This window comes from Candidatus Rhodoluna planktonica, assembly GCF_001854225.1.
GTDB lineage: Bacteria > Actinomycetota > Actinomycetes > Actinomycetales > Microbacteriaceae > Rhodoluna > Rhodoluna planktonica.
In genome coordinates this window covers 1,310,495-1,333,550 of record NZ_CP015208.1, presented here as the reverse complement: position 1 = coordinate 1,333,550, position 23,056 = coordinate 1,310,495, and the positions used below count along the sequence as shown (strand labels likewise).

Below are 23,056 nucleotides of genomic sequence, written 5' to 3'. Positions count from 1 at the left end.
CTCCTTAGGTCTAGACTCAAAAGCATGGTACTTTCTGAGACCAAGCTGCTAAATAACCTCAGAGCAATCTCACGCTACTGCATACTGTTCGGGGTAGTTGTCGCTTTGGTCTTTTTACCATTTGGCGGCATCGCACTCGAGTTGCAGATTGTCTTGGCCCTCGCTGCACTAACTATAGGTATTCCGCACGGTGCAGTTGATCATCTAATTACCGTTCCCAAACTTGCTTCGCTGAAGATGGCTCTTTTTCTCACCGCATACCTCGGTGTTGTTGGTGTAGCAATTTGGGCAATCCTGAGTGCAAATTTGATTGGCTTTCAGGCAGTGGTTCTGATGAGCGCCATCCATTTTGGTTTGGGTGATGCGGCCTTTATCTCAGAATTGGATGCCCGCCAGCTGGGTGTCAAAAAGTTTCCAAAGGCCGCTTACATTGTGGCGTCCGGCTTTACACCGGTGGTAATTCCGTTGGTCTCGCAGCAAAGCACCGAGGCGCTCGCCGCAGTGAACCCAAAATTAATCGACTGGGCAGGGGCATTTGCGCCGGCTCTCTTTGCTTTGATGATTGTGGTTGCCGCCGCGTCAATAATCTGGATGTTGATTACCCAGCGAATTCAAGAAGCAATTGATTTAGCACTTTTACTCACTCTGGTTTTGAGCGCCCCACCACTGGTCGCTTTTGCTTTTTACTTCGGACTTTGGCATGCGCTTCGCCACACTGGTCGTCTAAGTTTGGAATTTGAAAAAGCACAGGTGCAACACCGCAAAGACAAAAGCTGGAATGCATTTGGCGTTTCAGTTTTGGCTGGTGCCCCGGCACTTGCAGCAGTTTTGGCATTCACTATATTTTTGGGCATAAGTCGAGGCTTTGACCTAAGTCAACAATTGCTTTGGTACCTTTTGGTAGTTATTTGGGCGCTTACTGTGCCCCACATGGCGCTCACTTTGCGACTCGACCTGAAAGCGCTGAGGCTCTAGTGGTGCATCGCATTTACTCGACACCTTTTGCAGATGTTTACGTCTTGTATGTCGCCAAACTCGAACGCAAAAGTAGAGATGTCGCTCAACTCGATCAGGCTATTGAATGGCTGACCGGGTTTGATAAAAAACAATTGGCCGCGCATCTGGCAAATAAAACGAATTTTGCCGACTTCTTTAATTCAGCTGACATAAACCCTTTGGCCGAAAGAATTACCGGAGTCATTTGCGGTGTTCGAATTGAAGAGATTGCTGATCCCTTAATGAAGAAAATCCGCTATCTCGACAAACTCGTTGACGAACTTGCTAAGGGAAGGCCTTTAGAGAAGGTTCTGCGCAGGTAAATCTGTAGTTTCGAATTTACTCAGCCGCTACCTGTTTGAACGCATCCAGTAGCACCATTGAATCTTGCGCGCCTGAAATTCCGTATTTTTGGTTGATCACAAAGAACGGAACACCGGTAATGCCCATGTCTTTGGCAGCGCTGATGTCATTTTCGACGGCTTGCTGGTAGGCGTTTGATTCAAGGGCAGAGACAACATCGCCGCGACTAAGTCCAACTTCGGCAGCAAGGTCGGCCAGCGATTCGATTGTGCCAACGTGTTTTGCTTCAACAAAGTGTGCAGCCATTAGGCGCTCTTTCATTTGGTGCTGTAAGCCCTGTTCTTTGGCAAGGTGTAACAGTCGATGCGCCATTGTCGTGTTGGTCATGATTTGGTTTTCAAAGTCGTATTTCAAACCAACCGATGCGGCAATCTGCGTTATGCGTTCGCTCATCTGTGAAACCTGGGCTAGCGGTAAGCCTTTGTGTTTCGAAAGATATTCAGCCTGGCCCCCTTGGTAGTCGACCGGCATGTCGGGGTTCAGCAAAAAGCTGTGATATTCGACTTCAACTTCACCGCCACTCGCCTGAAACTCGCCAACAGCAGCTTCCAGTTTTCGCTTTCCGATGTAGCACCAAGGGCAGGCGATGTCTGACCAGACATCAACTTTTATTTTTTGCATTTCACATCCGTTGTCTGTATGCCACTTTCAACTGCGCTAACCGTGAAAATCGTCCCAAGGCAAAAGATAATCTTGAGCCATGCTAACTGCCGGCCTAGATTTAGCCGCCCAACCCGCTGCCACTTCCTTGGCAGTCATCGATTGGCAACCTAACAGCGCAAGGCTGCTAAGTCTTGAGTTAGGGGTTGCCGATACACGAGTGATTGAACTTTCGAATCTAGTGGACAAACTGGGTATCGATTGTGCGCTTGGCTGGCCAGTAGAGTTCATCGAGTTTCTCAATAGATACGCCCAGCTAGTCGAGGCGAAACCGATAATTGATGGTGGCATTGATTGGCGACGGCAGATTAGCTTTCGAGAATCAGATCGCGAAGTCCGAAGAATTACCGGTCGGTGGCCGTTGAGCGTGGCAACTGATCGACTTGGATTAACAGCAATGCGGGCTGCTGGGCTGCTTTCGAAGCTACAAGAGCAAGGCATAGATATCGATCGCGCTGGTTTTGGCAAGATAGTCGAAATCTACCCGGGGGCGAGCCTTCGATTGTGGCAGTTTGAAACTGCCGGCTACCGAACCTCGGCGCAGATTAGGCAAAAACTCATTGCTAGGTTGCAGCAAAACTTGCCTGGCCTCGATCTGGCAAATTTCATCGAAATGATGGTTTCGTCCTGTGATGCCTTTGACGCTGTAATTGCTTCGTTAGCTGCCAGGGCATCAGCTATGGGGCAATCAACTGCGCCCAGTGCCAGCCAAGTTGCGGTTGCGAAAATTGAAGGCTGGATTCATCTACCGAAAAACCCAATCACCCAGTTGTTGGAATTTTGAATGGTTGAAAGTCGGTTGGGCTAAGGGTGATCAAACTAGACCTAAAAGGTGAGGCCGAAGATTTAGTCAAGCGGCATTTTGAGGGCTTACATTCGGGTGGCGGTCGCAGTTCAATCAGTGGCGGTCAAACCGCAGCCGATGCCGCGCTGGCTCAATTAGACATCACTGGCTATGCCAAGAATCGCTCTGAAGTTTTGCCACTTGATAAACGCGGTGCATCAGTTTTGTCGCCTTACATTAGGCACAATTTGCTATCCCTGCAGAGGGTTTGGAATCACGTTTCAAAAGCCCATTTTCAAGATCGAGAAAAGTTTCGTGACGAGTTGCTGTGGCAAGAATATGCCCGTCACCTGTATGCCCGAATCGGCACACGACTGTTTCAAAATCTTCGATTTGAACAAGTCTGGGATAGGCCTGGCGATGGCTGGCCTGAGGGTCTGGCCTGCACCGATTTTGTTCTCGACGAACTTACTCAAGATGGCTGGTTAGTTAACCAAACGCGGATGTGGCTCGCCTCGCATTGGACTGTGCGAAATGGAATGGGCTGGTTGCACGGTCAAGAGCGAATGTACCGAGAACTGCTAGACGGATCGCGTGCGGCCAACTTGCTCGGCTGGCAATGGACTGTCGGAACCGGCACCGGTAAACCTTACGGTTTCGCTCGTTGGCAAGTAGAGAAACGCGCCCCGCAACTATGCCGAAGCTGCCCGCTCGCCAAAAACTGCCCAATTGAGAATTTTCCTGCCGAAGTCGAACTTCGCGAAAAAACACCCGATCTGCTGCTGCTTGCCGATCCCGATGTCGCCAAAACCACCGGACCCACCGAGGTGATTAGCAAACGCAAACCAGCTCAGGTTTTGCTAACTATCGATTCGCTTGGCGATGCTGATCCGGCGCTGGCGGCGCATCCAGATTTGCCGGCTGTATTTGTTTTCAACGGCCCCGCGCTACAAAAACTCCAGCTCTCGTCGAAGCGAATTTATTTTTACCTGGAGACTTTGCAAGATTTGGCCCAGCGTCGCGACCTTCAGGTTTACCTAGGTAATCCGGTTGATTTCGCGCGCCAAAACGACGTGGCAGTTACCTATGCCCCGGTGCCAAGTTTCAAAAAGTTTGAAAACCTGGCCGAGGTGCACCCTTACCCGTGGCTCAGAAAGCCGCATGCGAAGTCGGTTAAATCATTTAGTTCTTGGCGCAATGCGGGTGAGCGCAAGTAGCAGCATTCCCAGAACAATCAAGAAAACAGTAATTGCTCCGATGTAGGTGAGCATGCCAGAGACGCCACCGTCTCCGGTTGGGTCAATAAACCAGTATGGCCACCAGCCGGTGAGGGTGCCGCGCACAACCGAAAAACCCAGCCACAGCAGCGGGTAAACGGCTACCCAAAATGCGGCCCGAATCTTTAGTCGAATATCTCCCTGAATCAGCAGCCAACCAAGGGCTACCGCGATTGGCCCCCAGACGTGAATAATCTCATTCGGCAAAACCGGCCAATCATAATCGCCATCGCGCACATCGTTTGGTTCCCCGCGCAACAGTAGGTTGTAGGCCAGCGAAACCAGGATGTAGTAGGCCGTCACGCTAAGTCGAGCAATGACGTGGAATTTAGATTCGGCTATACCGTGCCAAGCGGTGTGGGCGCTCCAGAGCAAAACCGCGCCCACCAAAATCGAGCTTTGAATACTGAAGTACGAGAAGTACTCATCAGGTCTAAAAACGTTGTTCGCAATGCGGTCGGTAACTTGCCAAACAATGCTGCCCAAAACTGCGGCTGCAACCAAGAGGCGCAACACCGAAACAATCTTCATCAAACTCATAGCCACACTTTACTTTCCGGTGATTTTCTAACGACTGATTTTGGCCCAAAGGTAAGCCAGTGAGAAAGCGAATCCGATTAGTGCATAACCGATTGAAAACCAGGTGAGTTGTGCCGGAATCACCAGGGTCAGTACCCCGAGCGCAAATGCGGAAACCAGCATGACCCAACCCGAAAAATCGGCCGATTTGTCGGTGCCTCTGCTCGCCACGGAAAACATGTTGCCGGCAAGGGCGACCAGGGTTATGCCGATCATTCGCATGGCCCATTCCAGCGATGGCGTGGTCGCCAGTCCAAGTAGCTCGTTAAAAAATGCTGGGGCAACAAGCAGTAGTAGAGCGCTAAGCCCAAAGATTAGAGAACCGGTCTTCAACACCATTCGGGTGCGCTTTATTGATTTTGAGCTGCTCACTGATTCATCCTCGTCACCGTTGACTGTATTGATACCCTTCGAGTATGGCTGAAGAATTACCGTTTGAAGTGGTTCGGCAATTCGGCGATTTTGAATTGCGTCAATACCCCGACCATGTTTTGGCTCAGGTTTCGACCGATGGTGATTTCACCTCGGTCACCAACAGTGGTTTCTATCCGCTGTTCAACTACATCTCGGGTGGCAACTCTCAGTCGAAGCAAATTGCCATGACCGCTCCGGTGCTGCAGGAATCTGTTTCAACCAATCGCCATCTGGTTTCTTTTGTAATGCCGCAGAACTTTCGTCTCGAAGATTTGCCAAACCCAACCAATTCGCCGGTAACTATCAAGGCAGTGCCCGGTCACTTGGCTGCAGTAATAAAGTTCAGCGGATCATGGAGTCAGCAACTTCTCAATAAAAAAGCCGAGCTGCTACTCGCTGCGGTTAAACGTGAAGGTTTGCAACCGATCGGTGAACCGTATTTTGCGAGGTTCGACCCACCCTGGAAGCCTGGGTTTTTGAGGCGCAACGAAGTGCTGCTGATGGTCGAGAGCGGTTTACGCTAAGAACATGGATGGCCGCACTGGAACCCTTATTTTTGATGGCGATTGCGGCTTCTGCACTTCGACAGCAAACTTCATCGCTCAACGTTCTTCAAGCCCAATCGAAATTCACGCCTGGCAGCTAACCGACGTCACTCGTTTCGGTCTGACCGAAAAGCAAACTGCGAGTCAGGTTTATTTTGTGTCCGGCGGTAAGTCGTTCGGTGGCCACGAAGCATTTGCCCAGATCCTGATCGCTCAGAAAAGCCGGGTTTTGCGCGCAATCGGTGTTGCGCTCATGTATCCGCCACTAAGTTGGTTGGCTGCGCCGAGCTATCGACTAGTTGCCAAATATCGCCATCGCTTGCCCGGCGGAACACCAGCCTGCAAATTGCCGCGCTAAATCTTTTTCTTCAGTAACTTTCGAAGCGAAAGTAAAGTGCCTCCGAGCACAGCCGGAATGCCGCCACCGGGGTGGACTGATGCGCCAACTCGCCAGAGCCATGGTCTAAAAATATTGTGATGTTGCGGAACATGGAATGGGCCAGATTGCCAAAGTGGTCGAGTCTTGCCGTAGAGAGCACCGAGCGCTGCGCCCCACTCACCAAAGTATTCGGGGGTCAGCACGATGTGGTCTTCGAACAGTTCATCAATAGGCGAATCAAGTTTCATTACTTTTGAAATTCGATTGATTTCAGCGCGCACCCAGTCGCTGTTGATGTCATATTTTTTGCCATCTGCCGGAGCAGTTAGCAGCACTGCGACTGTGGGTTTTTCATTCGGGTAAATTTCACCGGCTCGGTAATAGTTCACAAACGCCATGGTTTGTTGCGGCGGAACCCCAGCTTCTAGAGATCGATAAAGTTCTTCGGGCTCGTCTGGCATCACTACCGAATGGGTGACAGTACCCACGGGCAAGGGCTTCTTCAGTACTGCATAAATCGCGACCCCCGAGCATGAACGAGCACCGGGTGCCGGCTTTGCAGGTTTGCCCATCAATCGGCCCAGCACTTCGGGGTCGAGCGAGCTGACCACAACATCTGCGGCGAAGCTTTCAGTTTCAGTTTGCACCAAACCTTTGCGAACCGAAACAACTTTTTCACCGAGGCGAATTTCGGCCCCCGCAGCCTGGGCTAGTTTAGCCAGCGCCTGCGGCAATTCATTTACGCCACCAACTGGAACCGAGATTCCCTGCGAGGCCATAGCCGCGGTCATTGACGCGTAAATAGCCAAGGTACGACGTGGTGAAACTCCAGCATTCAAAGTGTGAATCGCAATCACTTCGCGCAAACCTTGGGGCATCCAGGTAAGTGAGTTCATGTAGCTCGATGTAGTTATACGAAATCCGTAAACCTTGAGCATGTTGGTTAGAGCCGGCATGGCTTTTGGATCAAATGGATGAGCTGTGAGCAAGGTAGAAATCGACTTTGTAACCTGGTCGTGCTGTGCTTTGAATTTGGACCAAGCTTCATACCAGTGGTGGTTTTCCAACACCGGCAAAACGGTTTCGTGGTTCTTATAAAAGTAGCGACCAATTTCAGCCAACTGAGTGAACTCAACTTTGGCAACCTCAGCTGACTTGACTGAACCGAGCGAATCATAAGTTTGCAAATACTGTTGCCAGACCTCAGGAAAAGTTACCAGCGCAGGTCCGGTATCCATGCGTTGCCCAGCAACTTCGACGCGTCGACTCTTACCGCCAATCCAAGTATTTCGCTCAAGCACAGTCACCTGATAGCCCGCTTGAGCTAGCAACCCTGCACTGGCTAGACCCGAAATCCCAGCTCCTAAAACGACCGCTTTTTTCATTCGGTAACTGTCCTAGTAAATTCCGAAAACGATCGCGGCGACTAGTTGCACACCCGCGACTGCTCCGGCTACATAAGGAAACAAAATCGAGTAGATGTAAAGGTCGTGGGCCACTTTTGGCTCGGGTTTTTGCCAAACTTTTACAACTAGGAAACCGGCGATAAGTAGGTTGACGATCGCCACCGGAATATTTACCAGGGCAAAAAGCACTGTCGAAACTAGCCACCAGAAACCTGACCAAACCAGGGTTTTGCGAACTCCGAGGTGAACCGCGGTGGTGACAATTCCGGTGTCTGAATCTTCGGGAATATCTTGGATTGCGTCGTAGGCATGCTTCGCAATCGACCAGGCCATTAGCGCAAAAACCGCCAGCCAGACCGGCTCTTTACCAAGTGCCAACGGCACGAAGGCGAGCGGAAAGGCATAGTCGGTGTTTGAAAAGCTGTCGAGATAGGCACGTGCTTTTAGGCGAAGCGGAGGTGCCGAATAGAAAGTGAAAAACAGGCTGTAGGCAATCATCCAAGCCACCGCTTGCCAGGGCAGCGTGATCGCAAAATAAATCAAGAACGGGATGTTGGTTAGCGCCACACCCCACCAAATAGGTTTGACCTCATTCGGGTAGATGTGTGCGCCTTCATAGCCACCCTTGCGAGCGTTAATGTTGTCGGTCTCTTGATCGAAAATGTCGTTGATGCCGTAAATCAGCAAATTGAATGGAAAAGTAACCCAGATCAAAATGGGGATGATTCGCCAGTCAAAAAGGTATCCGGCCAACCACATGCCCATCACTGTCGTGCCGATGGTGTTAATCCACAGCACAGGGCGAGAGATGATAAGCAGTCGGCGCAACATGCAACCAGCCTAATGGCCTATTATTGGCGTGTTTATCTCATGCACTAGGAGTCGCAAATGGCCTTGAAATTACCTGATCGTTGGATCTGGGACAGTTGGTATGTAAAAGACGGTGACACCTATCATGCTTTTTATCTTTGTGCGTCAAGGGGACTGGTCGACCCTAACCGCCGCCATCGCAACCCATACGTCGGCCATGCAGTTTCTAAAGATTTAGTGAACTGGACGGTATTGCCTGACGCCTTGGCGCCATCCGAAGAGAATGCCTTTGATTCTTGGACCACTTGGACCGGCAGCGTAATCAAAGATGATGCTGGCAAATGGTGGATGTTTTATACCGGCTCAGCGCGCGAGGATGGTGGTCTGACGCAGCGCATCGGTGCGGCTCGCTCGGATGACCTAATCAACTGGGAAAAAGTTTCAACCGAAGCTTTAGTTGAAGCAGATGGTGAGTGGTATGAAAAACTCGACCTAACGGTTTGGGGCGATGAGGCCTGGCGTGATCCTTGGGTTTTTCGCTTTCCTGGCGAAACCACCTGGCAAATGCTGATTACAGCGCGCAGCAAAAGCGGCAACCCCAAAACCCGAGGCGTAATTGGCCACGCGACATCAGCCGATCTAATCACCTGGTCGGTGCAACAGCCACTTTCGCAACCTGATCAGGGTTTTGGCCAAATGGAAGTGTTTCAGTACGAAATTGTCGACGGTGTTCCTATTTTGCTGTTCTGTTGTGGTTGGCGAGAACTAGGTGAGGAAAACGTTGCCAAGTTCGGCAAAATCGACACCACATATTCGCTGCCGGTTACATCTGGAATAAAGGACGTTGATTTCAGAAAAGCGCAAGCGTTTACAGAAAAAATTGTTTACGCCGGTCGCCTGATTTTCGGGCCGGACGAAAAGTGGTATTTGATGGGATTTATCAATGAAATAGAGGGCAAGTTTGTTGGTGAGCTCTCTGATCCCATCCCAGTAACCGCCGATCCAATCCTTGGAATAGTGCCTCGGTAAATTCGTTTTATTCCAAATTGGCAACAATAAATGTAATCGCTACCAAAACGACAAACCCTTATGTATGTTTCTACATGAGACAAATAGGCAGCAATGCCTTTGGCTTACACAACTCGAGGTTGCTGGGGTGCCATCCACACTTCATAACAGCCTCCAGAAGTTATAGGAGAAAAATTGATCAAAAAGCTAATGGCTGCTGTTGTTGCAGCAGGTTTGGCAACATCGCTTGCAGCTTGTGCACCAGCTGAAAACAACGCTGGCGGCGAATGTGCAACCCCAACTACCGTTACCTGGCTAGGTACCATCAAGGTAGAAATCCAAGACCAGTTCTTGGCTGCTGTAGACGACTACAACGCCTCACAGAACTGCTACGTTATCGAGTCAATCGCCGGCGAAGGCGACTCGCTACTCGCTAACCTAACCACTCTTTACGCAGCAGGTAACGCACCTGTTGTAATGACCATGCTTCAGGAACTTCCTGACATGGCCGACAAGCTATACGACTGGACCGGCTCAGACCTTGCAGGTCTAGCAGCAGAGGGCACCCTAACCGCAGGTAACATCGGCGGCAAGCAGGTTGGTATCCCAGTAACCGCTGAAGCTTTCGGTTTGCTATACAACAAGGCAGTTCTAGACGAGGCTGGCGTTGACCCTAAGGCAATCGCAACCCGTTCAGACCTTGAGGCTGCATTCAAGAAGATTGAGGCAACCGGCAAAAAGGCTGTTCACTTCTCAGGTCTATGGTGGTCACTTGGTGCTCACTTGACCAACAAGTACTTCGCTACCGTTTCTGAAGACCGCGAGGCTCGCCTAGCAGTATTCGACGGCCTAGCCGACGGCACTCTAGACCTAGACAAAGACGCAACCTGGAACAACTGGCTAGACACCTTCGACCTTCTAAAGAAGTACGACAAGAACGCTGGCGCACCATTGCTAGACAACTACGATGACGCAGTTCTTGACCTATCTTCAGGTGAAGTTGGTTTCTGGTTCATGGGTAACTGGGCAGAGCCTAACCTTCTACAGAACGACCCAGAAGGTTCATACGGTGTAATGCCTCTACCAATCAGCAACGAGGCCGGTGCCTACGGTAACGACCGCATCTCTGTTGGTGTTCCTTTCTACTTCACCATCGACACCGAGCAGTCAACCGAAGAAGAGCGCGCTGGCGCAATCGACTTCCTAACCTGGTTGATCACCACTCCTGAGGGTCAGTTGCACTACGCCGGCAGCATTGCCGACGACAACATGAGCTTCATCCCTGTCTACAAGGACTTCACCGTCGCGCCAACCACTTACATGGCTAACGAGATCGCTGAGTACATTTCAGCAGGTAAGACCCTTGAGTGGATGAACAGCTACTACCCAGCTGGTGGCCAGAACCTATACGGTGACGCTGCTCAGAAGTACCTAACCGGCAAGTCAGATCGTGCAGCTTTCTCAGCTGAATTCGAGAAGGCTTGGAACGGCGTTGAGAAGACCTGGCGCTAGTCGCTAGTCAACTCGACTAACTGATTGAATCTTGTGGCCCAAGCCAACTAGGCTTGGGCCACAAGACTCTCAATGAATCACCAAGAAACTTGAGAAAGCTGGAGCTCATGAATCTCAGGGAACTAAAGAAATTCGCGATTTTCGCCCTTTTCCCTCTCGGCGCCTTTGTTGCGGTGCTTATCATCCCGTTCATCCAAGGTTTGATGAACACCTTCACAGACTGGGACGGCTTTGAGTCAACCAAGTTTGTCGGTCTAGACAACTACATCGCTTCTTTTCAAGATGAGCGTTTTTGGCAGACCCTGTTATTCACCTTCGGTTTCGTAATCGTCTCGGTTATTTTGGTCAACCTTGTTGGCTTCGGTCTGGCGCTGCTAGTCACCGTCAAAATGCGCGGCGCAAACATTTTTAGAACTATCTTTTTCGTACCGAACCTAATCGGTGGCGTAATCCTTGGTGTTATCTGGCAGTTCATCTTTGAACGTGCCCTCACCAACATGAACAAAACTTTCGAGTGGGGCGATGTCTTCAAGACCTCGTGGCTCACCGACCCTGGCACTGCATTTTGGGCTCTAATCATCGTTACCGTTTGGCAGTCTTCGGGCTACGTGATGATCATTTACATCACTGGTTTGATGAGCATCGAACAGGATGTTCTAGAGGCCGCAAAAATTGATGGAGCGTCGGCTTTCCGCACTTTGTGGGCCATTAAACTTCCGTTGATGGCTCAAGCTTTCACCATTTCGCTGTTCTTGACATTGCGAAATGCATTCATGGCTTACGACGTAAACCTAGCTTTGACCGGTGGTGGACCATACCGTTCAACCGAGCTAATCTCGATGCACGTTTACACAGAAGCCTTCGATTTCGGCTACTTCGCGACCGGTCAGGCCAAAGCAGTAGTTATGTTCTTGGTTGTTGCTTTAGCGGCGTTAACTCAAGTGGCAATTAGCAAGCGCTTGGAGGTCCAGCGATGATCGCGGTAAAGGTTTGGCGCAAAGTCGCCTTCGTAACAGCGGCACTCCTTGCTGCGCTTTACATCTTTCCGTTTTTCTTGGTTGCAATTAACTCTTTCAAACCAAAGAGCGCAATCCTAAAGAATGCACTTTCGCTGCCGGTTGAGTTCGATCTTGACAACTTCGAGCAAGCCATCAAAAAGATGGACTACTTCCAGGCACTCACTAACTCGATCATCATCACCGTGTTCAGTGTTTTGGCTATCATCGTTACCTCGTCGATGCTTGCCTACTACCTGGCACGCAAAAAGACCAAGCTGTCTAAGGCGATTTTCTTGGTTCTAGTTGCTTCGATGATTGTTCCGTTCCAGTCCCTAATGATTCCTTTCATTGGTCTATACGGAAACAAGGGTCCGGTAGCTGCGCTAGACATGCTCAGTGCGCACGGCCTGGTCTTCTTCTATGTCGGTTTCGGTGTGGCCATGTGTACCTTCCTGTACCACGGCTTTATCTCGAACATTCCTTTTGAACTGGATGAAGCAGCCATGATTGACGGCGCCAGCGACTTCACCGTTTTCCGACGCATCATCTTCCCGATGTTGACTCCGGTAACGGCAACCGTAGCCATTTTGCAAGCCTTGTGGATTTGGAATGACTTCTTGCTGCCATCTCTGGTTTTGGTTCAAGAGTCTCGCACTTTGCCGCTTTCGACCTACATCTTCTACGGAATGTACTCGTCGAACTACGGTCAAGCTATGGCGGGTCTACTGCTATCAGTTGTGCCAATCATCATCTTCTACTTCGCAATGCAAAAGCACATTATTGCCGGTATCTCTGCCGGTGCGGTGAAATAGCAAGCGATTCTGAAGGGGCTCCCGGCGCTGGCGGGAGCCCCTTTTTCATTTGTCATGAGTGCGCGACTGTATCGATCAGACCCGGGCGTTATCAAACTCGCACCGTCGGCAGAGTAAGCGTTTTCAATCGCTTGAGTTTTTTGTCAAATAACAAACGTAAAACCCTGAAAAATAAGGGTGCCCAGCCCTGTTCTGAAAACTTTTGTTCAAAAATGTTATTTTGTGATAAATCTGTTATCGCTTTTGTGCTTTTTGTTACCAAGGGCGGTCTATTCTTTGGGTATCAATCCATTTATTAGGAGGATGAATTGCTAGAGAAAATCTCGGGTAAAGAATTTGACCGTCGTGCAGTACTCAAAGGTGCTTCTGCCGCTGGTCTAGGTATCGCAGGTGCCTCAATGCTTGCGGGCTGTGCTCCAGCCGCATCAACCAACACCGGTCCGGTCGCTTTCGGTGCCCGCACCGTTGACGAATCACCAACCAAGCAGCTAAAGGGTCTTGTTGACGCTTACACCAAGAAGACCGGCGTTGAGGTTACCTACAACGCAACCGAATCAAACGCTTTCCAGAACAACTTGTCACAGTACCTACAGGGAACCCCAGACGACGTATTCCAGTGGATGGCTGGATACCGTATGCAGTTCTTCGCTCAGCAGGGTCTACTAGTAGACATCTCTGACGTCTGGGATGAAATTGGCGACCAGTACAACGAGTCATACAAGATCGCTGCAACCGGTCTAGATGGCAAGCAGTACTTCGTGCCACAGAGCTGGTACCCATGGGGTCTTCACTTCCGCAAGTCAATGATGGCTGACATCGGCATGGACCCAGAAAGCATCACCACCTGGGACCAGTTCCTTGCAGCACTTGAAGAGCTAAAGGCAAAGGGCCTAATTGGTCTAGCTGCAGCTGACAAGGGTGGCTGGGAAGCTATGGGAACCTTCGACATCTTGAACGCACGTATCAACGGTTACCAGTTCCACGTCGACCTACTAGGTGGTCGTGAGAAGTGGACCGACGCACGCGTGAAGGACGTCTTCGCTCACTGGGAGAAGCTACTTCCATACATGAACAACAACGTCAACGACCTTGAGTGGGACGGCGCTATGCAGCTGCTTCTCAAGAAGGAAGCTGGCTTCTTCTTCAACGGTTCATGGTTCGGCGCTAACTTCAAAGAGCAGAGCGACGCAGACTACGAAGACCTCTGGATTGTTCCATTCCCAGAGATCAACCCAGAGCACGGTCGCGACACCATCGACGCTCCAATCGACGGCTTCTGTGTAGCCAAGAACGGTGCAAACAACGAAGGTGGCAAGGGCCTAATCAAGTTCGCTGGTGACATCGAGGGTGTAAACGCAATGCTTGCGACCGGCATCCCAATGACCTCAGCAAACAAGGGTCAAGATGTCTCAACCTACGATGCCTTCCAGACTCAACAGCTTGCTGTTATGAACGAAGCAAAGTACATCACTCAGTTCCTAGACCGCGACACCCGCCCAGACTTCGCTGGCCCAGTAGTTGGCCCAGCTCTTCAGGGCTGGTTCAAAGACCCAAGCAGCGTAGACAGCATGCTTGAGTCTCTACAGTCAGCATGGGATGCACTTCCTCCACTGGCTTAATTCGCAACAACTGAGTAACAAACTAGAGGTATAAAAATGAAGACGACGGCGACGAACCAGGAGACGGCTCGTCGCCGTCGTACTTTCTCTGCCAAAGACAGACTCACACTGGGTGTGTTTATTGGCATCCCAACTTTCTTCCACTTGCTTTTGGTCTGGATTCCAGCGATCCTTACCATCGCTCTTTCGTTCACCTTCTGGACCGGTATTCGAATTGAAGACATTAAGTGGGCAGGTCTAGACAACTACTACAACATCTTCTTTGAGACGCCCCGTTTCTGGCAGGCACTGGGAGTCAACGTAGCTTGGCTTTTGTGGTTTGGCTTGATTGCTACCCCGCTGGGCATCTTGCTTGCTTATCAAATCGACCGACAAATTCGCGGTCACCAATTTTACCAATCGGCCTACTACCTTCCGGTAGTTCTTTCGATGGCAGTTATCGGTATCATCTGGAACTTCCTACTTCGCCCAGATGGCTTCATCAACGGTTTGTTGGGCTTGCCAATATCTGAGGCTATTTCATTCTTCGGTGACGACAAATACAACCTTTGGGTACTGCTCATCATGGGTTCATGGCGTCACATCGGCTACATCATGTTGCTTTACTTAGCAGGACTAAAGGCCATTGATGCAGCGCTTCGCGAAGCAGCGTCAATCGATGGCGCCACCGAGTGGCAGACATTTAGAAAAGTGATTTTCCCGGCCATGGCTCCGGTGAACATCATCGTGATTGTTATCACCATCATCGAATCGCTTCGAGCATTCGACATGATTTACATCATCTACGGTGGCCGTGGTGGCGTGCCGATCTTGGGTGTATTGGTATTCGAGAACATTGCCGGTGAAGGCGCATCTATGAAGGGTGCAGCCTACGCGGTAATCCTCTTCTTGCTATCGATCATTCCGATCATTGCCTACCTCCGTCAGCAGTTTAAGGAGGACGTACGATGAGCACTATCGATTCAGAAAAAGCTCAAAAGTTCCGCGACCGTCAAAAAGTCAAAGACAACATCATCTCAATCTTTATCGGCATATTTGCGCTGGTCTGGCTATTTCCAATTGTCTGGACCCTGTTTTCATCGCTTCGCCCATACAAGGAAATACGTCTAAACGGTTTGCTTTCGTGGCCACAGCAGTTGAACCTCGACAACTACGGCGAGGCGATCAGCCGCATGGAGCTGCCAACTTACTTCTGGAACACCGCGATGATTACTGTGCCTGCGGTATTCCTGACTTTGCTATTTGGTTCGCTAATGGCATTCGTTGTAACTCGCTACAGCTTCAAGTTCAACGTAGCCATGTTGCTATTGTTCACCGCCGGCAACATGCTTCCTGCGCAGCTGGTCTTCATCCCAGTGTTCAAGATGTATTTAGCCTTCGGTGACTTGGTTGGCGACCGTCGAGTTCTCTACGACAACCCTTGGGGTGTTGTGCTAATCCACGTGGCCTTCCAGATGGGTTTCGCAACCTTCGTGCTTTCTTCATACATGAAGACCATCCCGAAAGAGATTTCTGAGTCGGCGCAGGTAGACGGCGCATCGGTTTTCACCCACTTCTTCCGGGTGATGTTGCCACTACTTCGCCCACCGCTAGCATCGCTCGGTGTGCTAATGACCACCTGGATTTACAACGACTTCTTCTGGGCTTTGGTGCTTATGTCGACAGACAGTAAGCGACCAATCACCTCGGCTCTGGGTCGATTGCAGGGTGAATTCGTCACCGACTACAACCTGTTAGCGGCCGGTGCGATGATCGCGGCAATCCCGACCCTGGTGGTGTTCTTCATCTTGCGCAAGCAGTTCGTTTCAGGTCTAACCTTGGGCGCAACCAAGGGCTAGCTTTCTCCTAGTTGGTGCGACAAAAAGCCCCTGTCGACAGACAGGGGCTTTTTACTTCCTAATTTTTTGGCTGAATCAGCAGTTCTTCGACCGGCATACGATGTGCGCCAAAATTGTTGATTTTAGCTTCGGCCGGATAACCAATGGCTAAACCCCAGAGCAGCTCATACTCGTCTGGAACATCAAACTTTTCGCGAACGGCATCTTCCCAACCCGAAACTGCTCCCTGCGGGCAGGTGCCTAGGCCATGGGCATGAGCACTGAGCATCACGTTCTGCGACCACAGAGCTGCGTCGGTTGCCGAAAATTTGCCCAGCGATTTGTGGTTAAACAGAAAGAGTTCAACTGGGGCGCCGAAGAATCGATAATTTTCAGCCCAGGCCTCATCACGCGCTTTTGCATCACCCCGTTCAACGCCAATATAGCCGTAGAGTTCACGGCCAACACGTTGCGCTCTGGGCAGCAGATCAGGAGTGTAAGTTTTTCCGACAACCTTGTTGCTGGTTGGTATTCCGTAGCGCTTTAGCCAAAGTTTGAATAGGCCCCATTTACCCTGGGCTCGAGCTCGGCTAACCGCATCCCAGCGTCGCAAAAATTCTTCACTCAGCTCATCTCGCACTTTGCCTTGGGCGACTGCAACCACAAACGGTCGAGTATTTGACCAGGATGGGGCACTCATACCGTCGGCCAACACCTGTTGCAATACCGCTTCAGGAATTTGCTTCTCACTGAAGGCACGCGTTACGCGGCGCGAAGCGGCAAATGCAGAAAACTTTTCGGGGGTTATTGCTGAAAATTTAGCCATAGGTAAAGACTAAAAGAGCTTTGACTAGAACTTAGCCAGCTCTTCAACCGAACAGAACTCGCGCGCTACCGAATCTTCGGTCACTTTGATGCAAAGCGAGGGAGCATCGACCGCGGTATTGATTTCAAGCGAGGCAGTGTCTGAACCGTTGGTCCACTTGAGCATGATGCTTGAGTCTCCGGTAACTTGCCAGTCAAAAGAGCCGCCGAAAGCCTTTGCTTTGCGAACTCTAGCCAGCGCAATAATCGCTTGGGTGACGGGCTGCTGTAGAGCGGCAGAAATCTCGGCGGGGGTGTAGTTGTGGCGGTTGACATCACGGCCCTGCCCAGTTTGCCTAAAGAGTTCCTGGTCATCCATGCCGTTGAAAAGCCCCACGTAGTAAACCTGAGGCTCACCGGGTAAGAAGAATTGCACCGCGCGCATACCAACATATGCGGTGTCGTTGGCCACAATGTTTGGCAGTGTTGCGTTGATTTGGTGCGGCAACGAGAACCACTGCGGAATAACCGAGGCGACAGCACTGTGGCCATTGGTGTTCTTTTCGGCCACCCTGAAGATGTTGGCCATTTCATCCTGGGTAATTAGGCCGGGGCGCTCGCCGATTGGACCGCCGTCGATGACGCCGTAGCCATCGTGGGTGTCGAGCACATTTAGGCAATTGTTGGGTCGAATTGCGAACCATTTGTCTAGGCGATCAACACTGCCGGTGAAGTATGAGTGCAGCAGCAGTGGAGCCGTCTGAAAGTCGTAAATGAGGTCGACCAGTGGAGCGATGTCGAGTTGTTGAGTGTAGTGAGCGTGAACCTCAACTAAGACCCTCATGCCATAACTGTGGATAAGTTCGGTAATTTCTTCGACGAACTTTAGGGTTTCTGCGGTCATGAACGAATCGGTGCCAGGAGTCTTTACCGCGTAGCCAACAGCATCGAGGCGAACAACCTTAACCCCGCCGGATGCCAATGCATCTAGCACCGAACGCAGGTAAGCCTGACCCTGCGGATGCTTTATGTCGATGTCGACCTGGGATGGCATAAATGTTGTCCAGACCAAGCGGCGTTTGCCATCAACTTCGTAGGCGGTGAAGGGCATTCCTGGCCTTGGACGATAAAAAGATGTGATGCCCTCTTCAGTTGCTCCATTTGGGAAGACCACATCAAAGGTCAGAAAAAGGCCGTCGTAATCGGATGCTGCGCCTTTAGCTTGCCAGTCAAGAAATTCGGGTGAAAGGTTTGATGCGTGGTTGACGATTAGATCGGCAGTGAGTTCGTGGGTTTCTGAGATTCGCTTGAAATCAGCCCAGGTGCCTAGTCGTGGGTCAACAATCTTGTGATCGATTGGGTCGAAGCCGGCATCATCGCCATCGTAGGGGTGAAAGAACGGCAAAACATGGATGCCGTCGAAGTCAGACAGCGGGCCATGCAGCAACTTCTCAATTTCGCCTAGATTACCGCCAACACGCTCTGCGTAAACGAGAATGCTTGAACCCAAAACTGCCTCCGAAAATTATGCAAACCCTCGAGTTACTGAGAGTCTGAAACCTTTACAAGGCTAATGGATTCTGGCTGTAACCGATTACAGGTTTTCATTTCGTTATTGAATTTTTGCCATTCGGTGTTGAGCCAAAAACTTTTTCGATTTGGCAATAGAAAAAGACCCCCGATTTCTCGAGGGTCTTTTTCTGTAGGAGTTGCCTCGTTTAGTCGCGGAACTCGTTCTTAGCGAATTCTGCGTCATCTTCGGCCGACTTGATACGTGCGATCGAGAAGATGATTAGACCGAATAGACACTTAGCAAGGATGTCGGCGATGCTGTAACCAACTTCGCGAGCGACGAAACCTGCTGGGTCGAATCCGGTTGAGTTCATGTTGAAGATGAACGAGATTGGGTAGACACCCCAGGTTGCTAGAAGCACTAGACGTAGAGTCGAGATCTTCTTGCGAACCTCTGCTGACTGACGCTCAAGGCTCTTGCCAAGCTCGATGAACAGCACGTAAAGGATGTAAAGGAATGGCAAGGTCGAAAGTAGACCCCAAACCGAAGGTGCAATGCCAAAGATGTCTAGCTTTGCGTCACCTGGGTAACCAAGTGCAATCATGGCTGCAGCTGCTGGAACCAAGCGGTTCAACATTGAACGCTGGGCTGCGCGTGCCAAAGCCAAAACGGCGACGGTCTCAACCAATAGCAGTGGCACTGTGAGGAACCAGTCAACGTAGCGGTAGCCAACGTTGTATAGGTCTGGGTTACCTTCGGCGCCGGCGAATGCGTGGTTGAACGAGTCAAACATTCTGAAGTAGTGGTAGGCGGCGATTGCGGTAACTGTGCCCGAAATCATTACCGCCATGCGGTAACGAGGTGCAACTCGCTCGCGGGCAACGAACAAGAAGATTGAGGTGAAAACCATGCTTGCAATACCCAAGGAGAGGATGTTGTAAACAAGGTTGAACTGGTTGTTGTCCAAGATGGACGAAAGAGAATTCATTTGTAGCCTTTCAAACGTTTGGATATCTCATCGCTGTGCCGTCGTCGGCCAGATTGTGGCCGGCGGCGGATGGTTCATAAACGCAGCAGGTGAGGCTTACAGAGAGACAAACCTTAGAAAGTCCTGTGAATGTTCCGAGTTTTGATAACGAATCAGTAACAAGCGAGTCATTTTGCGTTCAGCGAACTGCAACTGCTGGTTTTTCCGGCAAAAGGTAGCCAAAACACCCCAAATAAAAATGTGCGGTTAGCCCCAACATTCGTAGTTACGAACTAAATAGTTCTGCTTGACTTGGGTCAGATTTTGCACAGGAGGATTACATGCGTGCCAAGAAAACACTGAAGAAAATTGTCAGCGGTGCAACCACTGCTTTGTTTGCGATCACAGGCGTCGTTGGTATGCAGACACCAGCTCAAGCAGCAGCTTGTGGCGGCGGCGTATTGCCTTCGGTCGATCTAGTTTCGGATCCGGTGTTTTACTCTGGCCTCGGCGATGGTTATGACGCGAATTACATCGCCTACAAAGTCACCGGTGGATCAACGGCAATCGGCAATATGAACGTAAAGTTAGAGAATTTTTCCGGCGGCCGCATCACGCTAGCTTCAGCCCAGCCCGCAACCCAAAACTTCGGTTCCGTAAACTCCGGAGATGTAAAGCACTCCTACTTCCTGGCTAAAATGACCGGAACGGCCACAACTCCGCAGACTCACGAGTATGTAGTATTCGACGGAACGAATGAACGATGTCGTGGAACCACTACTTTGAACGCTTCAGCTGCAAACCCAGCAGCCGGCCGCAACAATTCAAACAAAGTTGACTCGATAACTATCGGTACTGCGCCCACGAATGTCGGTGACACGATTACAGCAACTGTCAAGGGGCAAACTGGAACGATTGGTAACGCAGGAACGCTTTCCTTTGCACCAATCTCTAACTCAGCATTTCCTGCTGATAACTGGGCCCTCACCGGCGTCGCTATCAAGTTAAAACAGGATGCTTCGTGGGCTGACGTTGCTGGAACAGTGTCATTGGCGAACAGTCTCTTCTACACAGGCCAGGCCTCGAATGATGGTTACTACACTGCAACCTACACATTTACTTTGAAGGCAACGACCACTGCGACTACGCAGATAAAACCGATTCAGTATGTTGCTTCGGGCGCCAACATTGTCTACACCGGAACTATGCCAACTGCAAGTGCCTCGATTGCAACCACAACCGCAACACCTGTTTCGCCTAGTATCAGCCCGGCAAGCCAGACCATTTCGGCAACCACCAATTCAGCCATTACTGATTCACCCGCATTTACCTATGCTGCTTTCAACAGCGCACCGACATATACGGTCTCACCAGCACTCCCGACAGGCCTGACGATTAATTCAGCCACAGGAGTGATTAGCGGAACACCTACCTCTGCTTCTGCTTCTAGCCCTTATACCGTTACGGCAACTAGTGGGGGTCAAACGGCAACTGCAACCGTAACTATTTCGGTAACTGACCCAGTGCAACAGCAGAACAACTCAACCCCAGAGCTGGACCGAAAGGTTACTATCTGCCACCGTACCCACGCCACCACCAACCCTTATGTGCGAATCACTGTTGACTACAACTCGGTGAACAAGACCAAGGGTCACATGCACCACGATGAAATTTTCCAAGACCAGCACGTTTACACTCCTGGTATTTACAAGCGCGCTAAGGACAAACTCTGGGGCGACATCATTCCACCAGACCGCGCAGCGATTAACGCTGGTGTGACACCTCGTTGGCAGCCATTGAACTGGAACACACCAGGTCAGGCTATTTACAACGGAACCGCAGCTGGTTGCCCCGACAAATTCGATGCCAAGGCCTACTACAACGCTTTGCGCGAATCAGGTGTTCCGGTGAAGGACATCAAGGCTGAAATTGCTGAACTTGAGGCTGAGCAAGAAGCAGCAAACCCAACCATTACTAAGACCAACACCAACGAGCTCAAGTACGACGGTACGAACGCTAAAGTGCTAGAGGAAGAGAACGACAAAGTCACAATTTGTCACCGCACAAACTCGACCACTAACCCATATCGTCGAATCACCGTTGCTGCATCGTCGATTTATAAAAACGCCGGTCACTATGGCCACGATGAGATCTATGACGGCAACCACGTCTTTGACTCAACTGTTAACTATCCAGCCAACCGTAAAGACTGGGGTGACATCATCCCAGCGGACCCAACCGGTAAAAATCGCTGGAAGGCGTTGAACTGGACAACTCTCGGCCAAGCAATCTACAACGGAACCGTTGCGGGCTGTGCCGAACAAGATTCGCAAGTTGTCTACAACCTACTTCGCGAAGAGGGTAAGTCCAAGAAGGAAATCAAGGCTGACCTCGAGAAGCAAAAGAATGTCGACGATGATCCTAAAGAAATCGATGAAATCAAATACACCGGAACCGACCCTGAGGTAGAGAAGAAAGAACCAAAGGAGCCGGTAACGCCGCCAAATGTGGTTATTCCCGACCAATCACTTTCAGGCATTGTTTGGCTTGACCTAAACCGTGATGGTTTGAAAGATCCTGAAGAGCCGCTGATGAAGGGTGTCACGCTAACGGTCCTGCAGTTGACCAGTGTTCAAGCAACACCAACTCCAGCTAGCTTTAGGGCCTCGGTGGGCGAAACCTTCAAACGTGCCGCAACCGTTGTGGTGCAGACCGATGCAAATGGTTTCTACATCTTCCCAAGTTTGGGTGCCGGTGACTGGAAAGTAGTCACCACCGTTCCTGAAAAACTCGAAGTTACCTATGACAGCCAAGGCAGTGCCGAAGGTGAGGTAGTTTCCACCGTTCCAGTAGCGTCGCATGCATTCACCTGGGTTGGTCTTGTGCCAGATGACCCCAAGTTGAACGAAATAATCGAAAAGGCGATTGAGGATGCTGGCGAGGACGGTACTGTAACCATCAGCCCGAACGGTACTGTCACAGTTTCGAAGGGCAGTGTCGTGACTACTATCTCACCAAGTGGCAAAGTGACTACCAAGGTTGCCGGCGCCAGTTCAGGTGAGTTGGCTGCAACCGGTTCTGATCAGTTGGCCTGGATGATTTTCGGATTATTACTGGCCTCGCTTGGTGCTGCTGTATTTATTTGGCAGCGACAGCAATCTGTTCGAACCAGACGATGAGACGCTCGGTATTGACATAAATAGGAGTGCAGGTGGTCAAGGTTAGAAACTTGTCTGCCGATGTGATGGCCGTCAACCCCTCGGGGTTGGCGGCTATTACATTTATGGCATCTGGCGCAACCACTGCAGTTTGCAAATATCGATAGGTATAGGTTGCAGTCGTCGTCTCGACATAAACCAAATCGCCAGCTTGAAATTTATCAATATCCCTGAACGGTCCACCATTTCCGGCGCGGTGGGCGGCCAGAGCAAAATTACCAACCTCACCTGGCATCGCAGTTGAAATGTAGTGACCAACACCTATGGTGTTTAAGACTTTTTCGACACTGGTACCTTGCGCTATTTGCCGCACATAGTCTGAACCGAGTCGAGGAGCAATAAGTTTGGCGAAGACGTCCCCGGTTCTCAAAGTGTCGCCAACTTCATCCGTGTTTTTTATGACTACTAGCGGTTCAACCTCGGCAGCCTTTCGTTGTGACGTCGCCGCCAAGTCTTCGACCGCAAACATTTGCCATGCAGCTGATGCGGCGATGGTTAGACCGCCGACAATAGCCACACTCGCCAACAAATTTGCCGGCCTGAAAAATGCTTGGCGTTTCGTAGGAAAACTCACA

Annotated in this window: 23 protein-coding genes; 14 read left to right on the top strand and 9 right to left on the bottom strand. The window is 50.6% G+C overall.

Features of this window, described 5'->3' with window-relative positions:
• The first annotated feature begins 24 nt into the window (after nucleotides 1-24).
• Both A4Z71_RS06460 and A4Z71_RS06455 read left to right on the top strand, forming a co-directional pair.
• Entirely contained in the window at nucleotides 25-975 is a 951-nt protein-coding gene (locus A4Z71_RS06460; RefSeq protein WP_070955078.1) for a Brp/Blh family beta-carotene 15,15'-dioxygenase, read from the top strand.
• 2 nt (nucleotides 976-977) lie between these two features.
• A complete protein-coding gene (locus A4Z71_RS06455) occupies nucleotides 978-1,319 on the top strand; it encodes a DUF2200 domain-containing protein (RefSeq protein WP_202816220.1) in 342 nt (113 codons plus the stop codon).
• 16 nt (nucleotides 1,320-1,335) lie between these two features.
• On the opposite strand, the gene A4Z71_RS06450 is transcribed toward A4Z71_RS06455, so the two are convergent.
• Nucleotides 1,336-1,980 carry a DsbA family oxidoreductase gene (locus A4Z71_RS06450; RefSeq protein ID WP_070955076.1) on the bottom strand — a complete coding sequence of 215 codons (645 nt, stop codon included), beginning with the start codon at nucleotides 1,978-1,980 and terminating at the stop codon, nucleotides 1,336-1,338.
• Nucleotides 1,981-2,059: 79 nt separating this feature from the next.
• On the opposite strand from A4Z71_RS06450, the gene A4Z71_RS06445 reads away from it, so the two are divergent.
• Together A4Z71_RS06445 and A4Z71_RS06440 are read left to right on the top strand one after the other, a co-directional pair.
• Nucleotides 2,060-2,803, top strand: coding sequence for a DUF429 domain-containing protein (locus tag A4Z71_RS06445; protein ID WP_070955075.1), 744 nt, complete (start codon nucleotides 2,060-2,062; stop codon nucleotides 2,801-2,803).
• 26 nt (nucleotides 2,804-2,829) lie between these two features.
• A complete protein-coding gene (locus A4Z71_RS06440; RefSeq protein ID WP_070955074.1) occupies nucleotides 2,830-4,020 on the top strand; it encodes an FAD-binding domain-containing protein in 1,191 nt (396 codons plus the stop codon).
• Here A4Z71_RS06440 and A4Z71_RS06435 read toward each other — a convergent pair.
• Both A4Z71_RS06435 and A4Z71_RS06430 read right to left on the bottom strand, forming a co-directional pair.
• Complete coding sequence (locus A4Z71_RS06435; protein ID WP_070955073.1) at nucleotides 3,982-4,620, bottom strand: Pr6Pr family membrane protein; 639 nt, start codon at nucleotides 4,618-4,620, stop codon at nucleotides 3,982-3,984. The two genes, A4Z71_RS06440 and A4Z71_RS06435, sit on opposite strands and share 39 nt — an antisense overlap.
• A gap of 27 nt (nucleotides 4,621-4,647) precedes the next feature.
• Complete coding sequence (locus tag A4Z71_RS06430; RefSeq protein ID WP_202816204.1) at nucleotides 4,648-5,031, bottom strand: hypothetical protein; 384 nt, start codon at nucleotides 5,029-5,031, stop codon at nucleotides 4,648-4,650.
• A 44-nt stretch (nucleotides 5,032-5,075) separates the two neighbouring features.
• Between A4Z71_RS06430 and A4Z71_RS06425 the strand changes: the two genes are divergently transcribed.
• Both A4Z71_RS06425 and A4Z71_RS06420 read left to right on the top strand, forming a co-directional pair.
• Nucleotides 5,076-5,597 carry an SOUL family heme-binding protein gene (locus A4Z71_RS06425; protein ID WP_070955072.1) on the top strand — a complete coding sequence of 174 codons (522 nt, stop codon included), beginning with the start codon at nucleotides 5,076-5,078 and terminating at the stop codon, nucleotides 5,595-5,597.
• Between the two features lie 4 nt (nucleotides 5,598-5,601).
• Entirely contained in the window at nucleotides 5,602-5,976 is a 375-nt protein-coding gene (locus tag A4Z71_RS06420) for a thiol-disulfide oxidoreductase DCC family protein (RefSeq protein WP_070955071.1), read from the top strand.
• Here A4Z71_RS06420 and A4Z71_RS06415 read toward each other — a convergent pair.
• Nucleotides 5,973-7,382: a phytoene desaturase family protein gene (locus A4Z71_RS06415; RefSeq protein WP_070955070.1), complete on the bottom strand. Its 1,410-nt coding sequence runs from the start codon at nucleotides 7,380-7,382 to the stop codon at nucleotides 5,973-5,975. The two genes, A4Z71_RS06420 and A4Z71_RS06415, sit on opposite strands and share 4 nt — an antisense overlap.
• Before the next feature lie 12 nt (nucleotides 7,383-7,394).
• On the bottom strand, nucleotides 7,395-8,234 hold the full coding sequence (locus tag A4Z71_RS06410; protein ID WP_070955069.1) for a UbiA family prenyltransferase: 840 nt from the start codon (nucleotides 8,232-8,234) through the stop codon (nucleotides 7,395-7,397).
• Between the two features lie 57 nt (nucleotides 8,235-8,291).
• Between A4Z71_RS06410 and A4Z71_RS06405 the strand changes: the two genes are divergently transcribed.
• From A4Z71_RS06405 to A4Z71_RS06375, 7 genes are all read left to right on the top strand, one after another.
• A complete protein-coding gene (locus A4Z71_RS06405; RefSeq protein ID WP_070955068.1) occupies nucleotides 8,292-9,242 on the top strand; it encodes a glycoside hydrolase family protein in 951 nt (316 codons plus the stop codon).
• Nucleotides 9,243-9,416: 174 nt separating this feature from the next.
• On the top strand, nucleotides 9,417-10,733 hold the full coding sequence (locus A4Z71_RS06400; RefSeq protein ID WP_084028452.1) for an ABC transporter substrate-binding protein: 1,317 nt from the start codon (nucleotides 9,417-9,419) through the stop codon (nucleotides 10,731-10,733).
• A 107-nt stretch (nucleotides 10,734-10,840) separates the two neighbouring features.
• Nucleotides 10,841-11,710, top strand: a complete 870-nt coding sequence (locus tag A4Z71_RS06395) for a carbohydrate ABC transporter permease (protein ID WP_070955288.1) — start codon at nucleotides 10,841-10,843, stop codon at nucleotides 11,708-11,710.
• On the top strand, nucleotides 11,707-12,543 hold the full coding sequence (locus A4Z71_RS06390) for a carbohydrate ABC transporter permease (RefSeq protein ID WP_070955067.1): 837 nt from the start codon (nucleotides 11,707-11,709) through the stop codon (nucleotides 12,541-12,543). The genes A4Z71_RS06395 and A4Z71_RS06390 overlap by 4 nt, the downstream gene beginning before the upstream one ends.
• Nucleotides 12,544-12,851: 308 nt before the next feature.
• Complete coding sequence (locus A4Z71_RS06385; RefSeq protein WP_202816203.1) at nucleotides 12,852-14,162, top strand: ABC transporter substrate-binding protein; 1,311 nt, start codon at nucleotides 12,852-12,854, stop codon at nucleotides 14,160-14,162.
• A 36-nt stretch (nucleotides 14,163-14,198) separates the two neighbouring features.
• Nucleotides 14,199-15,113, top strand: coding sequence for a carbohydrate ABC transporter permease (locus tag A4Z71_RS06380; RefSeq protein ID WP_070955066.1), 915 nt, complete (start codon nucleotides 14,199-14,201; stop codon nucleotides 15,111-15,113).
• A complete protein-coding gene (locus A4Z71_RS06375; protein ID WP_070955065.1) occupies nucleotides 15,110-16,000 on the top strand; it encodes a carbohydrate ABC transporter permease in 891 nt (296 codons plus the stop codon). The genes A4Z71_RS06380 and A4Z71_RS06375 overlap by 4 nt, the downstream gene beginning before the upstream one ends.
• A gap of 58 nt (nucleotides 16,001-16,058) precedes the next feature.
• Here the strand turns inward: A4Z71_RS06375 and A4Z71_RS06370 are convergent, their stop codons facing one another.
• The 3 genes from A4Z71_RS06370 to A4Z71_RS06360 form a co-directional block, all read right to left on the bottom strand.
• Nucleotides 16,059-16,805, bottom strand: a complete 747-nt coding sequence (locus tag A4Z71_RS06370) for a nitroreductase (RefSeq protein WP_070955064.1) — start codon at nucleotides 16,803-16,805, stop codon at nucleotides 16,059-16,061.
• Between the two features lie 24 nt (nucleotides 16,806-16,829).
• Complete coding sequence (locus A4Z71_RS06365) at nucleotides 16,830-18,293, bottom strand: alpha-amylase family glycosyl hydrolase (protein WP_070955063.1); 1,464 nt, start codon at nucleotides 18,291-18,293, stop codon at nucleotides 16,830-16,832.
• Nucleotides 18,294-18,501: 208 nt separating this feature from the next.
• Nucleotides 18,502-19,284: a bacteriorhodopsin-like gene (locus A4Z71_RS06360; RefSeq protein ID WP_070955062.1), complete on the bottom strand. Its 783-nt coding sequence runs from the start codon at nucleotides 19,282-19,284 to the stop codon at nucleotides 18,502-18,504.
• A gap of 320 nt (nucleotides 19,285-19,604) precedes the next feature.
• On the opposite strand from A4Z71_RS06360, the gene A4Z71_RS06355 reads away from it, so the two are divergent.
• Entirely contained in the window at nucleotides 19,605-22,442 is a 2,838-nt protein-coding gene (locus A4Z71_RS06355) for a putative Ig domain-containing protein (protein ID WP_070955061.1), read from the top strand.
• Here A4Z71_RS06355 and A4Z71_RS06350 read toward each other — a convergent pair.
• On the bottom strand, nucleotides 22,402-23,055 hold the full coding sequence (locus A4Z71_RS06350; RefSeq protein WP_070955060.1) for a class E sortase: 654 nt from the start codon (nucleotides 23,053-23,055) through the stop codon (nucleotides 22,402-22,404). The genes A4Z71_RS06355 and A4Z71_RS06350 overlap by 41 nt on opposite strands.
• Between the last annotated feature and the right edge of the window lies 1 nt (nucleotide 23,056).